General features: G+C 52.5%; 15 protein-coding genes, 1 pseudogene and 1 riboswitch. Of the genes and pseudogenes, 3 read left to right on the forward strand and 13 right to left on the reverse strand.

Annotation, left to right across the window (positions count from 1 at the left end; all coding sequences use genetic code 11):
* Window positions 1–77 precede the first annotated feature (77 nt).
* Window positions 78–842: a DedA family protein gene (locus tag A6A26_RS08785; protein WP_063878379.1), complete on the forward strand. Its 765-nt coding sequence runs from the start codon at window positions 78–80 to the stop codon at window positions 840–842.
* Here A6A26_RS08785 and thiQ read toward each other — a convergent pair.
* From thiQ to A6A26_RS08810, 5 genes are all read right to left on the reverse strand, one after another.
* Window positions 839–1540, reverse strand: a complete 702-nt coding sequence (gene thiQ / locus A6A26_RS08790) for a thiamine ABC transporter ATP-binding protein ThiQ (RefSeq protein WP_063878380.1) — start codon at window positions 1538–1540, stop codon at window positions 839–841. The genes A6A26_RS08785 and thiQ overlap by 4 nt on opposite strands.
* On the reverse strand, window positions 1524–3134 hold the full coding sequence (gene thiP / locus A6A26_RS08795) for a thiamine/thiamine pyrophosphate ABC transporter permease ThiP (RefSeq protein ID WP_063878381.1): 1611 nt from the start codon (window positions 3132–3134) through the stop codon (window positions 1524–1526). The genes thiQ and thiP overlap by 17 nt, the downstream gene beginning before the upstream one ends.
* Window positions 3110–4096 (reverse strand): thiamine ABC transporter substrate binding subunit, encoded by a 987-nt coding sequence (gene thiB, locus A6A26_RS08800; protein ID WP_063878382.1) that lies wholly within the window; start codon window positions 4094–4096, stop codon window positions 3110–3112. The genes thiP and thiB overlap by 25 nt, the downstream gene beginning before the upstream one ends.
* A 44-nt stretch (window positions 4097–4140) precedes the next feature.
* Window positions 4141–4245: riboswitch (TPP riboswitch) on the reverse strand.
* Between the two features lie 35 nt (window positions 4246–4280).
* Window positions 4281–5942, reverse strand: a complete 1662-nt coding sequence (sgrR, locus tag A6A26_RS08805) for an HTH-type transcriptional regulator SgrR (protein ID WP_063878383.1) — start codon at window positions 5940–5942, stop codon at window positions 4281–4283.
* 191 nt (window positions 5943–6133) lie between these two features.
* Window positions 6134–6634, reverse strand: coding sequence for a GNAT family N-acetyltransferase (locus tag A6A26_RS08810; RefSeq protein ID WP_063878384.1), 501 nt, complete (start codon window positions 6632–6634; stop codon window positions 6134–6136).
* A gap of 309 nt (window positions 6635–6943) precedes the next feature.
* Between A6A26_RS08810 and A6A26_RS08815 the strand changes: the two genes are divergently transcribed.
* Complete coding sequence (locus A6A26_RS08815; protein ID WP_063878385.1) at window positions 6944–8122, forward strand: MFS transporter; 1179 nt, start codon at window positions 6944–6946, stop codon at window positions 8120–8122.
* Window positions 8123–8165: 43 nt separating this feature from the next.
* On the opposite strand, the pseudogene A6A26_RS08820 reads toward A6A26_RS08815, so the two are convergent.
* Window positions 8166–9474, reverse strand: a pseudogene (locus A6A26_RS08820) (MFS transporter).
* 193 nt (window positions 9475–9667) lie between these two features.
* On the opposite strand from A6A26_RS08820, the gene A6A26_RS08825 reads away from it, so the two are divergent.
* On the forward strand, window positions 9668–10636 hold the full coding sequence (locus tag A6A26_RS08825) for a LysR family transcriptional regulator (protein ID WP_063878386.1): 969 nt from the start codon (window positions 9668–9670) through the stop codon (window positions 10634–10636).
* On the opposite strand, the gene aroD is transcribed toward A6A26_RS08825, so the two are convergent.
* The 7 genes from aroD to leuB form a co-directional block, all read right to left on the reverse strand.
* Window positions 10599–11354: a type I 3-dehydroquinate dehydratase gene (aroD, locus tag A6A26_RS08830; RefSeq protein WP_063878387.1), complete on the reverse strand. Its 756-nt coding sequence runs from the start codon at window positions 11352–11354 to the stop codon at window positions 10599–10601. The two genes, A6A26_RS08825 and aroD, sit on opposite strands and share 38 nt — an antisense overlap.
* A gap of 21 nt (window positions 11355–11375) precedes the next feature.
* Entirely contained in the window at window positions 11376–12590 is a 1215-nt protein-coding gene (locus tag A6A26_RS08835) for an MFS transporter (RefSeq protein ID WP_063878388.1), read from the reverse strand.
* Window positions 12591–12601: 11 nt separating this feature from the next.
* Window positions 12602–13465, reverse strand: coding sequence for a shikimate dehydrogenase (locus tag A6A26_RS08840; RefSeq protein WP_063878389.1), 864 nt, complete (start codon window positions 13463–13465; stop codon window positions 12602–12604).
* Between the two features lie 10 nt (window positions 13466–13475).
* Window positions 13476–15509: an NAD(P)/FAD-dependent oxidoreductase gene (locus tag A6A26_RS08845; protein WP_063878390.1), complete on the reverse strand. Its 2034-nt coding sequence runs from the start codon at window positions 15507–15509 to the stop codon at window positions 13476–13478.
* 391 nt (window positions 15510–15900) lie between these two features.
* Window positions 15901–16506, reverse strand: a complete 606-nt coding sequence (leuD, locus tag A6A26_RS08850) for a 3-isopropylmalate dehydratase small subunit (RefSeq protein WP_063878391.1) — start codon at window positions 16504–16506, stop codon at window positions 15901–15903.
* 10 nt (window positions 16507–16516) lie between these two features.
* Entirely contained in the window at window positions 16517–17914 is a 1398-nt protein-coding gene (gene leuC, locus A6A26_RS08855) for a 3-isopropylmalate dehydratase large subunit (protein ID WP_063878392.1), read from the reverse strand.
* Window positions 17915–17918: 4 nt separating this feature from the next.
* Window positions 17919–19010 carry a 3-isopropylmalate dehydrogenase gene (gene leuB, locus A6A26_RS08860; protein WP_063878393.1) on the reverse strand — a complete coding sequence of 364 codons (1092 nt, stop codon included), beginning with the start codon at window positions 19008–19010 and terminating at the stop codon, window positions 17919–17921.

Consider the following 19010-nt stretch of genomic DNA (forward strand, 5'->3'; position numbering starts at 1 on the left):
TTGACCTACAATTCTTGCCTTGACGCTGTGATGTCTGCTCTGGACAATCCAGCCTTCTGCTTTTACTGAGGATTGATATGGAAGCCTGGGTTGAACACCTGATTACACAGTCGCTGGAGTGGGCGTTGTTTGCCGTGGCGCTGGTGACATTTCTGGAGTCATTAGCGTTCGTGGGGCTGTTACTCCCTGGAACCGTGATGATGGCAAGCCTGGGCGCGCTGGTCGGTAGTGGGCAGATAGGATTATATCCGGCCTGGGCGGCGGGCTTCGTCGGCTGCCTGTTGGGCGACTGGGTGTCTTATGGCATCGGCTGGAAGTTTCAGGGGCCGCTCCATCGCTGGAAATACCTGCAAAAGTACAAAGGGTTACTGGATAAGACCGAACATGCGCTGTATCAGCACAGCATGTTTACAATTCTGGTCGGGCGCTTTGTGGGCCCAACCCGACCGTTAATCCCGCTGGTGGCGGGCATGCTGGAACTGCCGGTGCGTAAGTTTCTGCCCCCCAACCTGATCGGCTGCATTTTATGGCCACCGCTCTATTTATTGCCGGGTATTCTGGCAGGCGTCGCGATTGATGTACCGAAAGAAGCCAGGGGCGGTCATTTCATCTGGCTGTTATTGGGCGTTGCTATTCTGGTGTGGCTGGGATGCTGGCTGTGCTGGCGCTGGTGGCGCAGCGGTAAAACCCGCGACTGGGCGACGGCGTATTTGCCGCCACAACGCCTGCGCTGGCTGGCACCGCTGAGCTTTGTCGTCGCCGTTGCAGCCTTTGTCGGCATCCAGTTTCACCCGATGATGCCGATTTTCCGCCATCTGTTGTGGCAGGTCTTTATTGGCTAACGAAGCGGGATGCCGAGCACATCGGCTTCCCGTATTTCGCCTGACAACAGCCTGTCCGTCGCGCCATCCCAGTAAACCCGTCCGTCCACCACGACAACACTGCGTGGTGCAATCTGCTGCGCATCTTCAAGGCTGTGCGACACCATCAGCAACGTGATCGCGCGGGTTTCGCAGACGCTACGCACCAGATGAAGCATCTCACCGCGCAGGGCCGGGTCAAGCGCCGAAAAAGGTTCATCCAGTAGCAGCAGCGGGCGATCGCGGAGTAAACAGCGCGCCAGCGCAACGCGCTGGCGTTGTCCACCCGAGAGCTGACCCGGCAGGCGCGTCAGCATATCGCTTAACCCCACCTGGTGGGCGATAGCCGCGACCTGCTGACGTTGCGCTGAATTAAGCTTCAATCCTGGATGTAAGCCCAGCCCCAGATTTTGTTCAACGTTAAGATGTGGAAACAGGTTGTTTTCCTGAAACAGCATCGACACCGGTCGCTGAGCGGGTACGCTGTGGGTGTGATCGACACCGTCAATCGTCAGGCTGCCCTGGCTAACAGGCAGAAAGCCGGCTATCAGATTTAACAGCGTGCTTTTACCCGCGCCGCTGGGACCGAGAATAGCCAGCCGTTCGCCGCGAATGGCGTTCAGAGAAAAACGCATCGGCAAATGCTGATACAGGTAAGTCAGATTATTCAGTGTCAGCATGGCGACCCGGTAATTTTTCCATCAGAGTGAACAGAGACAGGCAGAGTAACAGCAGTATCAGCGCAGTCACGGCCCCATCTGCGCCGCGATAGGAACCTATCTGCTGATAAAGGTAGAACGGCAGCGTGCGGAAATCCGCGTTGCCAAACAGCGCGACAATGCCGAAGTCACCAATTGACAGGATGCAGGCAAATGCCAGCGCCTGCGCCAGTGGACGCTTTAGCGCTCGCCGTTCAATCAGCCACAGACGGTTCCAGCCGCTGATGCCCAGTGCGCCGCAAAGGCGGGTGTAACGTTCAGCGATATCTCGCATGGGGTTTTCCAGCACTTTCAGCGCGTAGGGAATGGCGATTAACGCATTGGCAAAAATGACCACGCCATCCGGGGCGTCGGGCAAACCGACCGTCGCGTTCAGCAGCAGGAAAAAGCCTGTTGCCAGTACAATACCGGGCATCGCCAGAATCAACATACCGCTGCTGTCCATGGCTTGTGCGGCGACATTACGCTGCCGCAGGCGCAGCTCCCGGCTGCTCCACAGCAACATCGTGGTCAGCACTACACATAACAGCCCGGCACCGAGCGCGATCCGCAACGAGGTCAGGGTGGCCTGCCACAGGGCCGGTTGCTGTAACGCGCCCTGAATCCCGCCCTCCAGACCATTCACAATCACCGCCAGCAGCGGAGGCAGCAGCAGCAGCAGCGCGAAAACAATCATCACGGCGTCACTGACGCGTGACAGCGTGGAGTCCTGAGGATCGCGCCAGCCCTGCAGCTGTGGACTGCCAGCCGGAATGGCTTTACTGAAGCGTTGGCTGAGGATCACCAGCATCAGGCAACAGCAGAGCTGAATAAGCGCCAGCAACGCAGCCCGGCCAGGATCGTAGTCATAACTTAACGCCTGGAAGATGGCCAGTTCGATAGTGGTTGCCTGGGGGCCACCGCCCAACGAGAGTACGGTGGCAAAACTGGCAAAGCAGAGCATGAAGATCAGTGCGCCCGTGGGCAGCAGCTGGCGGCGCAGCCAGGGCCACTCAAGCAGCCGGAACTGATGCCAGCCACGTATGTTCAACTGGGCAGCCAGCTGCCGCTGTTCGGCAGGAATGCTTTCCAGTGACTGAAGCATCAGGCGCGTAGCCAACGGCAGATTAAAAAATACGTGCGCCAGTAAAATGCCCTGCAGCCCGTAAGGTGAGAAGTGATAGTCCACACCAAGCCACGCGCAAAGCTGTGCCAGCCAGCCCACCCGGCCATAAACGGTAAGCAGGCCAAACACCGCGACCAGCACGGGCAGTACCAGGGTCATGGCGCACAGGCGCAGCAACCACTGGCGGCCAGGAAAGCGGCGTCGATAAAGGGCTCGGGATAGCGGAATGGCCGGAAGCAGAGAGAGCAGGGCAGAGAGCAGGGCCTGACCCAATGAAAAGACCATCACATGGTGCAGATAATCATCCTGCAGTACCTTCAGCCAGTTGGTCGCCGGTGCCGCCATCCACAATGACGCAAATGCCAACAGCGCCACGCTGCAAAGCAGTAGCGTGGCGAGGGAACCCGGAATCAGCCAGCACGGAATTAACGGCTGACGGCGCGTTGCCATTGGCTAACCCATTGCGAACGGTGGCTGGCGACTTCTTCGGGCGAGAACTGTAATGCGGTTTTTGGCACGCTGAGTGAGGCAAAGCCAGCAGGCAGGTCGGTTTTGATCACGGGATACATCCAGTTGCCGGTCGGAATAGTGTTCTGGAAAGCAGGCGTCACCATAAATTGCATAAACTGCTGCGCCAGTTTTGGCTGTTTACTGTTGGCCAGTCTGGCCGCCACTTCTACCTGCAGATAATGGCCTTCGGCAAACGGCGCAGCGGCATAGTTATCTTTTTTCTCTTCGATGATGTGGTAAGCCGGCGATGTGGTATAGCTCAGCACCAGATCGCTTTCGCCTTTCAGGAACAGACCATAGGCTTCACTCCAGCCCTTGGTGACCGTGACAGTTTTTTTCGCCAGCTTTTGCCAGGCTTCAGGGGCCTTATCGCCATAGACTTTTTGCATCCAGAGTAACAAGCCCAGGCCCGGCGTGCTGGTGCGCGGATCTTCATAAATCACGCGCCACTTCTCCGGGCTTTCCACCAGTTCTTTCAGGCTTGTAGGGGGATTCTTCAGGGTGTTTTTGTTGTAGACGAACGCAAAGTAACCGTAATCGAAGGGCACAAAAGTGGTGTCTTTCCAGCCGTCCGGCAACTGCAGTTTGCTGGTATCCACGTCGCTTTTGGCGAAAAGGCCGGTTTGTGCCGCCGCCTGCACGAGATTGTTGTCCAGGCCTAATACCACATCGGCCTTGCTGTTTTTGCCTTCCATGCGCACGCGGTTCAGCAGAGATACCCCGTCTTCCAGGGCAACAAATTTCAGTTCGCAATCGCACTGGGCTTCAAACGCTTTTTTTACGGCCGGGCCGGGGCCCCAGTCAGCGGAAAAGGAGTCGTAGGTGTAAACCGTCAGGACAGGTTTGGCGGCGAATACCGGGGTAGAAAGTAACAGCAGCACGGGCAGGACGTTTTTTAACACTTTGCGCTCCTAATGGCGGCAGGGTTGAGTCGCAAAGGATCTGAGCAAAGTAGCCTCTCAAATCCCTACGTCGGTATTAACCGATTCAGGTTCGACGGGTATTTCTCAGCGCTCTGACACTGTGGAAAGAGGCACCCCGTTGAGAACGTGACATTCTAGTCATTTAACGGTCAGGGGGGAAGGCTCACAGCGTGGGCGGGGCAAACCAGGCGGATTTAAAATCAAACCAGCCCAGCGTATTCATTCGGACGCCGCGCATGCTTCGCTGGCCCTCCAGCAGTAGCCAGTGGTGAAACAACGGATGGAGCCAGTTATTCTCAACCAGGTGTTTACCCCATTCGGCAAGGGGAAGCGTTTTTTCCCGCCAGCGCGCGGCATCCTGCAGCCAGTTAACCGGCAGGCAGTGCTGCATCAACGGCGTTTCGTATAACAACGCAAACAGTGAATACTCAAGTGGCAGAGTAAAATTGACGCTGCCCAGCCAGATATCGCTTTCACCCTCGCCCTGATGCCAGCTCTCGTAACTGACCTCTCGGGTTGCCAAAGCAACGCCATGTTCTGCCAGCAGTGGACGTAGGGCATCCGTAATGCTGACATGCTCAATATGCTGATTATACCAGGTCAGCGTCAGCGTCGTGAGGCCGGCAGGTTTTTCCACCGGGGTCAGATCGCGGCGATGGTGCCAGCGGGGCAGCAGGCCGTAAGCCGGGAACCAGTAGCGCTGATAACCCATGCCCGCCTTATTGAGGAGTGCAATCGGATTAAGCAGGTAGCTTACCCAGCGCCGGATGTCCCGATCGGCGGCTTTTTCTGAACGCTGATCGAACAGTAAATAGTAGCAACCCTCTTCAAGGCGGCTCTCTTCCTGTTTCTCATCGGCATTTTCGCCCTGCAGACGAACGCCGGCATACACCAGCTCATCGCTGATCTCGGGCAGGACCCAAACCGACACATCATCGATCAACGCGCGATAGCCAAAATAATCATCAAACGCTTCGATCTTCAGCTGGCTTTGCTGATTGCGTATCACCCGATAGGGGCCGGTTCCCACAGGCTGGCGGGCAAAATCGCGGATTTCAGGCCATTCACGCGGCAGAATCATGGCGCTGACGCTGCCCAGTAGCCAGGGCAGCCAGCTGTCGGGCTGGTCTAAATAAATATCCAGCGTCCAGGGGGCAGGGGAATCGATCCGGTGGATATGGGAAAACAGAGGATGCTGGCGCTGACGTTCAAGACTGGCGATAACGTCGGCCATGTCCAGTTCCCGGCCATGGTGAAAACGGATGGCCGGCCGTATATAGAAGCGCCAGTGACGATCCGAGGTCTGCTGCCAGTGATGGGCGATATCGGCTTCGATTTCCCCCTTTTCCTCATTTATACGGGTCAGGCCGCTAAAGATCTGGCGGGCAATATGGGTTTCGGAACGGCGCAGTGGCGATCCGGGCAACAGATTGAGCAGAGGGCGGTAGTAAAGGACGCGCAAAATATGTTTGCCCTGGCGAAAACTACGCCCCAGGTGCGCGCTAATCATCTGCCTGACCTGGTTTTTATCCCCCACCAGTTGAACTAACTGATCGATACGATCCTGCTCCAGCAGGTCTTCGGCACGCTGCTGCTGCAGTGCCAGCCCGGTATAGCAGAAGGTGAGCAGGGAGCGTTTTCCCCGTCCGGCTTCGGCCTGCCAGGTCAGCCAGCCAGCCTCCTGCATTCTGTTTAGCAGGTTTCGCATATGGCGACGCGAACAGTGCAGCAAATCAGCCAGTTCGCCCAGGGTTGTTTCCTGCGATTGCCCCTGGCAACTTTGCCACAGACGAATGAACTGCTGCTTCAGACGTGATGAAGACATAAAAGGGGAACTCCGTGAGGAACGTGCTCTGTTTTTCTTACCTCATTTTAGAGGCAAGCTTTCCTGTAATGGAAGAGCGGGAGGCATTCAGTCATGAATGGCGCTCTGACATGGACTGGCAGCGATGTCTGTCCCTTCTGAGTCGTGTGTTACCATTTCGCCAGCAGCGTTATTCTGCTGGCTTTTTTCGCTTAGGGTAACGGTTCTTTACCGGAGACGGGCGTCAGCACCTTATTCATATTGATGCCCGTCACCTGAAAACCGGCGGTGTCGTAAAGCTGACGTGCAGAGGGGTTATCTGCCGCGACGCGCAGCCTGATTTGCGTGAAACCCTGCTCAATGAGCCGCTTTTCTAACGCCGCCATGGACGCCCGGCCGAGGCCTTGTCCGCGGAAGGCCGGGAACAGGTAAAAGTCATTGATAAAGACGGATCTAAACGTCAGGTCCGGTTTGTACCACAGGTAACCGACAGGTTGTGCGTTATCCTTACTGGTGTCAGTGATAGACAAAATAACGTGCCCGGTCGTTTTTTCGCCGTCAGGGAAGCTGGACAGGATAGTCTGACGAGCCTGTCGCAGCGCATCCTCTTGTGAAATGCGGTCATTGCTGACTATCTCTGCGGCATAATCAGCAATGAAATAAACTGTAAACGCAGCGAATTCGTCAGCGGTTAGCGGCCTGAAAGTAATCATGTCTCGTTCTCGTCGTGAAGGTGGCAGTCATAAAACAGTGTACTGGCGATGAAACGCGAGGCAATTTTGTTGATGATTACCTACTAAAAACCTTATCCGGGCAGCCTGAGCCGCGCCACCAGGTACGAAAGGTTTCGCAGGCAGAAGGCCATAAGAAAGCGGCAACACGCGCGGTATAACCTGACATGCAGTAGGCTATGAGCATCATCCGTTTGTTATTTTACGTTGAGTATAATCAGGCAAAATGAAGGGCTGACGCCCATCAGTCATGCAACCTGTTTATCACTTTCATCCTGTAAGGGACCTGGCATGAAATCGTTGTTCTCGCTCTTCAAACGCTTTAATCCTGTCTTTTTTGCCTTTATGGTAACCGCATTTATCCTCGGTATTGCCGGTGCTTTGCAGGCACCCACGCTAAGCCTGTTTTTATCACGGGAAGTGCAGGTGCCGCCGCTGTGGGTAGGACTGTTTTTTACCATCAATGCCATTGCAGGCATTGTGGTGAGCATGATGATCGCAAAGCGCTCCGACAGCGTCGGCGATCGACGTAATATCATCTTACTATGCTGCGTCCTTGCCCTGGCAAACGCCATACTGTTCGCGTTTACCCGCCATTATCTGACGCTGATAACCTTAGGTGTGCTGCTCTCATCGCTGGCGAATGTCGCCATGCCACAGCTCTTTGCGCTGGCGCGAGAATATGCCGACAGTGCTTCGCGCGAAGTGGTGATGTTCAGCTCCATTATGCGTGCGCAGGTGTCGCTGGCATGGGTGATTGGGCCACCTTTGTCGTTTGCGCTGGCGTTGAATTTTGGTTTCGTGACGCTGTTCAGCGTGGCGGCCGGGCTGTTTTTTATCTGTTTTCTGCTGGTCTGGTTCACGGTGCCCTCGGTGCCGCGCACCGCTTCCCTGATGCAGTCGGGCGGTATTCCTCTGAGCGGCTGGCGTATTCGTGACGTGCGCGTCCTGTTTGCTGCATCGACCCTGATGTGGACCTGCAACACCATGTACATCATCGACATGCCGCTGTGGATCAGCAATGATTTGGGCTTGCCCGAAAACCTTGCCGGTCTCTTAATGGGCACGGCCGCCGGGCTGGAAATCCCGGTCATGATCCTGGCGGGCTTCTATGCCAAACGCTTGGGCAAACGCAATATGATGGTGGCAGCGGTTGCCTCAGCCGTGGTGTTTTACAGCGGACTGATTCTGTTTCACAGCCATCTGGCATTGCTGATCCTGCAGGTGTTTAACGCCCTGTTTATCGGCGTAGTCGCAGGCATCGGGATGTTGTGGTTTCAGGATCTGATGCCCGGACGGGCTGGAGCGGCCACAACCCTGTTTACCAACAGCATTTCGACCGGCATCATCCTGGCGGGGTTATTTCAGGGCATGCTGGTTGAACATTTTGGTCACGGCAGCGTGTACTGGGTAATTGCCGCGATTGCTGTGCTGACGCTGGTGATGATCAGAAAAGTTAAAGACGTTTAATACGCGCGTTCCCCCGGAATAACAGTGCCTGGGGAACGGTACTTTAAAGAACAATCCGCTTAATATCGCCTATGATAAAGGTATAGGCGACTAAGCCAATAACCGCCGTAATGCCGATATACACTAACGCATAAAAAAAGCTGCTCGTCATTGAAATAATAATGCCAATAATCAGGGGTGCCAAAATCGAGGCCATATTGGCGCAAAAATTAAATATACCGCCAGTGAGACCTGCCATTGAAGCAGGCGCAATATCCGCGATAATTGTCCAGCCCAATCCGACCATACCTTGACCAAAAAAGGCAATGGACATAATAATGATCACGGCGCTATCTGAACTCATCCAGTTAGCAGCAATGATCATGCCGGAAAGAATTAAGCCGCTAATGACTGGGAGTTTTCGGCTCAGATTAATAGAGCCCGTTTTACTTAATAATTTATCAGACAGCCAACCGCCAAAGAAAACGCCTACTGCGGCAGCCATAAACGGCCACACTGAGAAAAAACCCACCTGAAGCCATTCAAGTTGCCGTTCTTTCGCTAAATAGGTGGGGAACCATGTCAGGAAAAAGACCAGTGTCGTATTTCCAGCGAATTGTCCGAGGCTGGCACCGATGATTTGCCGACAGCATATTAAACGTTTAGCATCGGGCCAGTTAAAAGGCGTGTTTTTGATTTTTTCGATAGGTTCATTGTTGAGAATATATTCAATTTCTTCCTTGTTGGCTTTTTTTGATACTTCAGGTTCATGATAAAAACGCCACCAAATAAACGTGAAAATAATACCGGCCCCGCCGGTGATCAAAAAAAAGGCTGCGCCAGCTATGATGCTCCAGAATGATATAGAGTAAGGGCGAAAATGCCGCCAGGCCAATATATTCCCCGACAGAATAGGTTGCGGTGGCGCGAGCACGTTCATGACGAGGAAACCATTTTGCTACTACGCGGCTATTGACCGGAAAACACGGAGCTTCGCTTAGCCCCAGTCCCAGCCTCAGTAAGATCAATGATTTGAGTCCAAAAGTAAAGGTTTGCAGTAGGGTGAAAATCGACCAAAACATAATAGAAAGCGCATAGGTCAGTTTGTTACCAAAGCGATCTAAAAACATCCCACCGGGGATTTGTGCCAACGTATACGTCCAGGCGAAAGCAGAAAAGGCAACGCCCATCATGGCAGGATCGATGTCAAGTTCACTGGTGATTTTTGGCGCAACGATGCCCAGGATTGTGCGATCAAGATAGTTAATCATTGTACCAATGGATATTAATAGCAGAATAACCATTCTGACTTTCGTGGGTTTCTTTTTCTGCATGTACCTGCCAGTCTGTTCCTCTTGGTATGACTTTTTCATGGTGTATTCCTGAAGTTTAAACTATTTTTTGATGTTTTTTTTACATTAAAAAATAGTCTGACATTGCTAATCTTTTTTGCTTGTTTATAGCATTTTTTTAGTGCCATTAATTTTGACCTGAGTACATAATTAGTTCTTTTGACGATGATAAAGTAGGGATAGATGATTTACTTTTTATTTAAAGGCAAATGCCATGAACCTGAAGCAACTTTATTATTTTAAACGCCTGTCAGAAACTGAGCATTACACAGAAGCAGCATCCAGCCTTTTTATCACCCAGCCATCGTTGAGTCATGCTATCGCAGAGTTAGAAAAGGAGTTAGGCGTATCACTCTTTTCCCGTCAGGGCAGAAATGTGAGGATTAGCGAAAGTGGTAAATGCTTTTTACCCTATGTTGAGACGGCACTTTCAGCATTGGAAAATGGCAAGGAGGTGCTAAAAAATAATCAATTTCTGTGCCGGGAAAATATCCGGATTGCGTTTATCTATACTATGGGGGAATATGTTGTTCCGCAAATTATCAACAAGTATTCCCAACACTTGTGTCATAACGATGTGACATTCTCTTTTAAACAGGGAACGTCAGTTGTGTTGTTGCAGTCACTAAAAGCGGATAGGGTTGATATGGTCATTTGTTCTCGCATTGGCGACGATCCTGATATTGAATTTATCCCGGTGATTGAACAAGAATTAGTGGTGGTGGCGGCGAAAGATCATCCGTTAGCGCGTTTATACGACAGTGAAGTTGATTTAGCAGAGACCATCCGTTATCCCTATGTCTATTTTTCAGAAAGTAGTGGGCTACGTCCATTTATTGATGGAATCTTTCAACAGCAAAAGCTGTCACCGGACATTGCCTGCTATGTGGAAGAGGATTTGGCAATGGCCGGATTGGTCAGTATCGGTTATGGTATCGCCATCATGCCAAGGATTGCGGCACTCGCGTACTACAATATTCATATCCTGACGATCAAAAATTCGCTCCCACCCCGTTATATTTGTCTGGCGACGATTAAAACCAAAAAGCTTTCACCCGCTGTGCTTAGGCTAAAAAACTTTATTATCGCGAACAGCCAGGTCGCCCAGAAACATGCCCAAAGCACGGCTTTGGGCATGTCAGCATCTAGGAAAGCGTCTCCATCATCTCCCGCAACTGTGTAACAGCGATTTGCCCTGGTGCTGAGGACTGGCCCAGGGTGCCAAAAGTCATTGCTGAACCGAACAGGCGTCCGGTTACCCGACTGACACCGCCCATTTTTCCCATCGACATAGTGATAAGCGGCCGCGTTGCGTAGCACTCTTTCATTAACAGGGTGGCAGACAGCAGCGTCAGCACATCCTGTGGTGTCTGAGGCATTACGGCGATCTTCGGCAGGTCTGCACCTAAATCCTGCATGCGGCGCAGCCGGTAAATGATCTCTTCCTTCGCCGGTGTTTGGTGGAAATCATGATTACTCATAATGACCTTAACACCGACGTTATGGGCCTCGCTTACCAGCGAACGGATGCGTGACTCATCATTAAACAACTCAATATCAATCACATCAGCCAGTCCGCTTAAGGCGGCTGCACGGTTGAGCGCGAAGTATTCGTCATCACTGATTTCCGCCTCGCCGCCTTCTTTTTTACTGCGGAAGGTGAAGATCAGCGGTGTTTCTCCCAGTTGCTGACGAATGTCGGCCAGCGCCAGTAAGACTTCACTCACGTCTTTCCCATCGATGAAGTGGTCGACGCGCCATTCAATAATGTCTGCCTTTGCTGTGGCCAGTAACTGCGCTCCGGCCTGAAGGTCAGCGCGAGTACGGCCTGTCAAGGGCACACATAGCAGCGTTTGTCCCTGTTGGAATATGATGTTTTTAACCCTAACCGTTTGAGTCATAGTCATTCCTGTTTTAACTGTTCAACGGCTTGCTGAGGCAGTTTGGCTGCGTTTTTCCGCACAATGAAATTGAAGCTGGCGGGAACCGATATAAAGCGCAAGGATAAAACCTGCCACCGCAATAATCAGATCAAACCACATGATGCTGGCGATACTGATTCGTGAAAGATGTGCTGTAAATAAAGGGATGGTAAAACTGGCCAGACTGCCGGCGGTGTAAAAGACCCCTGTCGCAAAGCCTTTCGCATGGGGAAAACTCATCGCCATGATCGTTGCCCCCAGTTGCATAACGCCGCCTGCGGCCGCAAACCCAAAGACGAATGCAAAACCAGTAACCATTTGTGGCGTCGGATAGAGGCAGACGATCAGCACTGAGAGGGCCGACAAGAAAGTGTAAATGATCATCGCAATGGCTGAGCTCAACACTTTTTTCACCATGACCGCCGTGACGAATACGCAGGTCAGCGATCCTGCCGTGTAGATACTGAGTAATTTCACCGATGCGGTATAGGACATACCAGCGACAAACTGCCCATACTGTGCCAACCATTGGCTCACCAGATAAAAGGTCGCCATACTGATATAGCCGTATAAGGTGAACACAACCATATCCAACTGATACAGACGACTACGCGGTGGGGTTGCCACCGTGGCTGATCCTTCCGCGATGTTCTGTACCCGATGATCGGGAAACGGCATCTTGATCAGGTAGATTCCGCTCATCATCATTAAGGCTGCTGCCAGCACGAATGACCAACCAAACCACAAATCCGCCCAGATAAGCAGACTAATGATAAACGGCAATAAAAATTGCCCGGCGGAGACAAACGCTTTAATCAGCACGTTAGCGCGGCTGGCCGAGTCCGGGAAAGCCTCCATCAGCGTCGGATAGGTGGCTGAATCAAGGAAACTGTTTGCCATACCTGCCAGCACGCCAAAGATATAAGCCGTATAAATATCTCGGGTAAACAGAATACCGATGAAAAACGCCACGTAACTCATGATGCCCAAAAAGACAAAAGGCTTGCGGCCAAAACGATCCGACAGAAAACCGGTAATGATGGTAATCAGTTTGCCAATGCCCAGTGAGGAAATCACAATCGATACGCCCGCCGCATCGGTGTTCCATTGCACCTGCAGGTTAGCCATATTGAGAGTGATGACCAGCACGCCCATGCCATGAATGAGATAATTGAGATACAGCCCAGCGGCGGTGGGAATATATTTGTTTTTCATCTCTGTCATCCTCAAAAAAGGATTTTTTTGAGGTGATCAACAGGCATCGGTTTTCCTGTCCAGATTTCAAACGCGCTTGCGCCTTGCCACAGCATCATGCCGAGACCATTAATAATACGGCAGCCTTTTTTCTCTGCGATCTCAAGCAGATGTGTTTTACGTGGGATATATACAACATCCGAGACAATGAGCTCAGGACGCAGGAAGCTGTCGTCGGGGAGCAACATCTGTCCTTCAAACGGTTTCATGCCCACGCCGGTCGCATTGGTGAGAATAACGCTGTCGTTAATCTCAGCGCGTAAACGGTCATGGTCGTCGAGATCAAAAAGCTGAATCTCACAGTCAGTATGGGCACGAATTTTCGCCACGGTTTCCTGCGCATTGGCAAAGAACTTATCGCGTTGGTTAAATACCGAGATCGCCTTTACCCCATCCAGCGCGGCCTGAACGCAAATGGCCGTTGCCGCACCGCCAGCGCCCAGAACAGTCATCTTTTTGCCCAGGATATCTATGCGCTCTTCAGCGAGGGCGCGCATGTAACCTGTACCATCAGTGATGTGCCCGGTTAGCACGCCATTATCATTCACGATGGTGTTCACCGCGCCAACAAGCTGCGCAGCGGGAGACAGCTTATCCAGATAACGACAAACCTCCGTTTTATTGGGCATGGAAACATTGCATCCGCGCAGCTTCAGTGCACGAAAACCTTGCACCACCTCCTTCAGTTCCTCAGTGCCGACCTCAAAAGCCAGGTAAGCATAGTCCAGCCCAAGATGCGCGAAGGCTTCGTTGTGCATGGTTGGCGACATACTGTGGCGAATAGGGGTGGCTATTAGCCCAATCAGCTCGGTATGCCCGGTAATACGTTCTGCCATGATAGTGTCCTCAGTAAGTTAAAAGTGGAATGCTTGTCGCTTCGCGGTTACCCAGTGCGCCAATCTCTTCAAGGGCATCCAGTACGTTGCGTCCTTCGCGTACACCATCAATAATTCGCCGCGCTTTCAGGCTGTCGCCGATGTTCATTATTTTGATCTGGTTGGCGGTGGCCCAGTGCTCTATGGCCTCGAAACCGGTGCGGTTAGGACGCATCCCCAGACAGATAAAGCCGTAGTCAAAGGTGATGTCGAAGGTGCGGTGGGCGTTTTTAACGCGGAAGCGATCGGGTTGGACTTCAACGAGTTGCGTGTCCATATGTTGTTCTACCTGATGTTGTTCAAGCAGAGCTAACATGGCTCTCTTTGTGATGATGTCGAGGTCGCGTCCTGGTGAATGCTGCATTTCAATCAGTACAGCTTCAGCGCCTCGGCTGGCAAAATACTCAACAACATCGAGTCCAACGGCACCGCCGCCGACCACGGCAATACGCTTGCCTTGCAGATCGCTAAAGCTATTCAGGTGTTGAATCATGCCAGTAATCGTGAACACCCCGCTGCCGGGGCGGTCGATCGTCTCATGTAACCCTGCAATTGGCGGCAGCAGGGGGACAGAGCCCGTGGCATTCACAATTAAGTCGGGACGCAGCACTTCGAGGGAGTCGGGCTGAATGTGTTGCCCCAGCTGCAATTGCAAATTCTCCAGCCGGGCAATACGGTTGTTCAGGAATTGCGGAAAATCGGCAATACGTTTTTTTTCGGGCAACCGTGCAATCTCGACAGCCAGGCCTCCGATATGGTCTTTGGCTTCGAGCAGCCATGTCTTGCATCCCACCTCGGCGGCCGTGCAGGCGGCTTCGATACCTGCGGTCCCAGCCCCGATGACGACGACACGCGTTGGACGATTTACCCGCCGCTTTTTATAAGCATCACCATGGATAATATCGGGGTTAATTGAGCAGCGAAGGGGAAGCGAGCGGGCAATGCGATGGTCGGCGCACCCGATGTTGCAGGAGATGCACTTACGCATCATCTCTTCATGCCCACTCTGTACCTTTTGCACCCAGTCTGGTTCGGCAATCAGCCCGCGACCAATGGCAATGAGGTCGGCGTCACCCTGGGCAAGAATGTCTTCAGCAAGCTGAGGCGTGCGAATATTGCCAGCGACAACGGTGGGTTTATTAAATTTGTCGCGAACGGCACGTGACAGATAGCGTTTCCAGCCATCCTCTTGAGACATTTGGTCTATTTGTAAAAACAGGTTGTCATTCTGCGCCGCCGACACATTGATGATGTCGACTTTTTCCTGACAGTATTCAAGGATGCGCAGCGAATCCGCGAGCGTGTTACCGCCCTGTAAAAAATCATCCGCGCTGATACGCAGACTGATGGGAAACGTCGGTCCAACGCAGGCCCGAACTTTGTCGACAATCAGGGTTAAAAAGCGTGACCGGTTCTCGATACTTCCGCCAAATTCGTCATTGCGCTGATTGAACAGTGGCGATAAAAACTGACTAATTAAATAAGAGTGCCCGGCATGAATCTCTACGCAGTCAAAATTGGCGCGTCTGACGCGTTCTGCAGCGTCACCAAATTTGTCAACCGCCCGATATATTTCCTCATGCGTCATCGGACGTGGAATAGTCCCCTTCTTTTTTGACGGTACCGCGGAGGCTGAAATGGGCATCTCCCCATTGAGGCGATAGGTATAAGCTGATGCACCTGCATGATTTAACTGGATGGCGACACAGGCTCCGTGTTTATGCAACGTCTCGGTGAGTTTGTATAAACCGGGAATATACTGGTCATTATCGATGCGTAGTTGTGTGGTGCCGTTCGACGCAAATGGGAAATCCACACAAATATTCTCAATCGTAATGAGCCCGGTGCCACCCTTTGCTCTAAGTGAATAGTAATCAAGCTGTTCCTGAGAGACTTCGCCATTCAGACTGGCCAGATTGGTGCCCATTGGCGGCATGATGATACGGTTTTTTAATGTCATCCCGTTGATTGTTAACGGGGTAAACAGGTGAGGGTAAGCGTGCATACATTGTCTCCACAAAAGATCTGACAGGCAGGCTGAGACGATCCCGATGTGCTTTGCGTTGAATTTTCTCTGCGGCGATGATAGCGAGGGGGAATTTACGGAAATAATGGTTTTTTTTTCAGAAGCTATAGGCAGGTTCTATGGGATTAACTATCAAATAACAAAAGAAGGGCATTGATGTTAATTAAAATAGCAAACGATTTACTTCTTGTGATAACAGAGAGGAAAAAGTGAGGAGAAGATGATGCGAGTCAAAATATAAACGTCATCGGTGAATAAATAACGCGATTTCTGCAAGAAAATAAATTGCGATTAATTGTTTTAGCGCAGTTTTCGTTAAAAAAAAAGCCCGGACTGCAGAGCAGAGCGGGCTGATTAAGAGGTGTACCAGTTAACGCATAAAGGCCGGCTGGTTGTTTTCGTAAGCCGAGATCGCGCTTTCGTGCTGCAGCGTCAGGCCGATACTGTCCAGCCCGTTCAGCATGCAATGGCGACGGAAGTCATCAATCTTAAAGCTGTAAGACTGGTCGCCAGCTTTCACGACCTGGGATTCCAGGTCCACTTCAAACCTGATCCCCGGATTGGCTTTCACCAGCGTGAATAACGCTTCCACCTGCTCGTCGCTCAACGTCACTGGCAGCAGCTGGTTGTTGAAGCTGTTACCATAAAAAATATCGGCAAAGCTGGGGGCAATCACGACTTTGAAACCGTAATCGGTCAGCGCCCAGGGGGCATGTTCACGAGATGAACCGCAACCAAAGTTCTCGCGCGTAAGCAGAATCGAGGCACCTTTATACTCAGGAAAGTTGAGTACGAAGTCCGGATTGGGCTCTAAACCGTGATCGTCCAGAAAACGCCAGTCATTGAACAGATGGGCACCGAAGCCCACGCGGGTCACTTTCTGCAGAAACTGCTTCGGAATGATGGCATCGGTGTCGACGTTAGCGGCATCCAAAGGAACCACCAGACCAGTATGTTGAGTGAATTTTTCTGCCATGATGGTTTCCTTATGTCAGGCTGCGAATGTCGGCAAAATGGCCATTAATGGCGGCAGCGGCGGCCATTGCCGGGCTGACTAAATGCGTGCGTCCGCCACGGCCCTGGCGACCTTCGAAGTTACGGTTACTGGTGGATGCACAGCGCTCGCCGGGGTTCAGGCGGTCATTGTTCATTGCCAGACACATGGAGCAGCCAGGCAGGCGCCACTCAAAACCGGCCTCAATAAAAATTTTATCCAATCCTTCTGCTTCAGCCTGAGCCTTAACCGGGCCAGAGCCGGGTACCACAAGTGCCTGTACACCTGGCGCGACTTTACGCCCTTTGGCAATCGCGGCGGCGGCGCGCAGATCTTCAATGCGCGAGTTAGTGCAGGAGCCAATAAAGACTTTATCAATGCTGACGTCGGTCAGTTTGATGCCGGGTTGCAGGTTCATGTAAGCCAGTGCTTTTTCAGCGGAGGCTCGCTCTACCGGATCGGCAAATGATGCGGGATCAGGGATGTTGGCATCAACCGCGATCACCTGGCCGGGGTTGGTTCCCCATGTCACCTGCGGTGCAATCTCTTCCGCATGCAGCGTAACGACGCGATCAAATTTAGCCTCGGGATCGCTCTTCAGCGTGCGCCAGTATGCAACGGCCTGCTCCCACTTTTCGCCTTCAGGGGAGAACTGGCGGCCTTTCAGATAACTGAATGTTGTGTCATCCGGCGCAACCAGACCGGCTTTCGCACCCATTTCAATCGCCATATTACACAGTGTCATGCGGCCTTCCATGCTCAGCGCTTCAATCGCGGAACCACAGAATTCAACCACGTGACCGGTACCGCCGGCGCTGCCGGTTTTACCAATAATCGCCAGCACAATATCTTTTGCCGTAATGCCCGGCGCGACGGTGCCTGTCACTTCAATCTTCATGGTTTTGGCACGGCCCTGCTTCAGGGTTTGCGTGGCAAAAACATGTTCCACCTCTGACGTACCGATACCGAATGCCAGTGAACCAAAGGCACCGTGGGTCGCCGTGTGCGAGTCGCCGCAGACAATCGTCATGCCGGGTAAAGTCATGCCTTGCTCTGGGCCAATAACATGCACGATGCCCTGGAACGGGTGATCCAGGTCATACAGCTGCACGCCAAATTCGGCACAGTTCTTCATCAGTTCCTGCATCTGGATGCGCGCCATCTCACCCGAAGCATTGATGTCCTTGGTCTGGGTGGACACGTTGTGATCCATGGTGGCAAACGTCTTCGACGGCTGACGAACTTTACGACCGTGTGCTCGCAAGCCATCAAAAGCCTGTGGTGAGGTCACCTCATGAATCAGATGGCGGTCAATATAGAGCAAGGGTGTTTCATTCGGTGCTTCGTGAACGACATGTGCATCAAATAACTTCTGGTATAAGGTTTTCATTTTATTATTTTTCCTCGGCGATAAAGCGGGCAATGATGCTGCCCATCTCATCTGTGCTGATCGCATGGCCGTCACCCGCTAAATCTTTAGTGCGATAGCCTTCCGCTAAGGCCCGGCTAATGGCGCGCTCGATGCAGGCAGCGGCGTCATCGGCATTCAGGCTGTAGCGCAGCAGCAGCGACAGAGACAGGATCTGGGCAATGGGATTCGCAATGTTCTGACCTGCGATATCAGGCGCTGAGCCGCCAGCCGGTTCATACAGGCCAAAACCGTCTTCGCTCAGGCTGGCTGAAGGCAACATGCCCATCGAGCCGGTGATCATCGCGCACTCGTCTGACAAAATGTCGCCAAACAGGTTGGAACACAGCAGCACGTCGAACTGAGAGGGATCTTTAATCAACTGCATGGTGGCGTTATCAATGTACATGTGGCTCAGCTGTACATCTGGGTAATCTTTCGCGATTTCGTTCACGATTTCGCGCCACATCACGGACGTTTGCAGCACGTTAGCTTTATCGACCGAGGTGACTTTGTTGCGACGCTTACGAGCCGATTCAAAAGCCTGGCGCGCAATGCGTTCGATTTCAAAGCGATGATAAACTTCAGTATCAAAAGCCCGCTCGTGTGGGCCGCTGCCTTCGCGTCCTTTCGGCTGACCAAAATAAATTCCACCGGTCAGCTCACGTACGCAGAGAATATCGAAACCGCGGGCAGCGATATCGCTGCGCAGTGGGCAAAAGGCTTCCAGACCACTGTACAGCGCCGCAGGACGCAGGTTGCTGAACAGCTTAAAGTGTTTGCGTAACGGCAGCAGCGCGCCGCGCTCAGGCTGAGAGGCTGGCGGTAAGTGCTCCCACTTAGGGCCGCCTACCGATCCAAACAGAATCGCGTTAGCCTGCTCACAACCTGCAACGGTAGCCGGTGGCAAAGGTTCGCCATGACGATCGATGGCGATACCGCCGACATCGTATTCACTGGTGGTAATACGCAAATTAAAACGCTGACGAACCGCATCCAATACTTTGATAGCCTGGGCCATCACTTCCGGGCCAATTCCGTCGCCCGCCAGTACTGCGATATGTGAAGAGTTTGACAT

The sequence above is a fragment of the Pantoea sp. OXWO6B1 genome, from assembly GCF_001641135.1.
Lineage (GTDB): Bacteria > Pseudomonadota > Gammaproteobacteria > Enterobacterales > Enterobacteriaceae > Pantoea > Pantoea allii.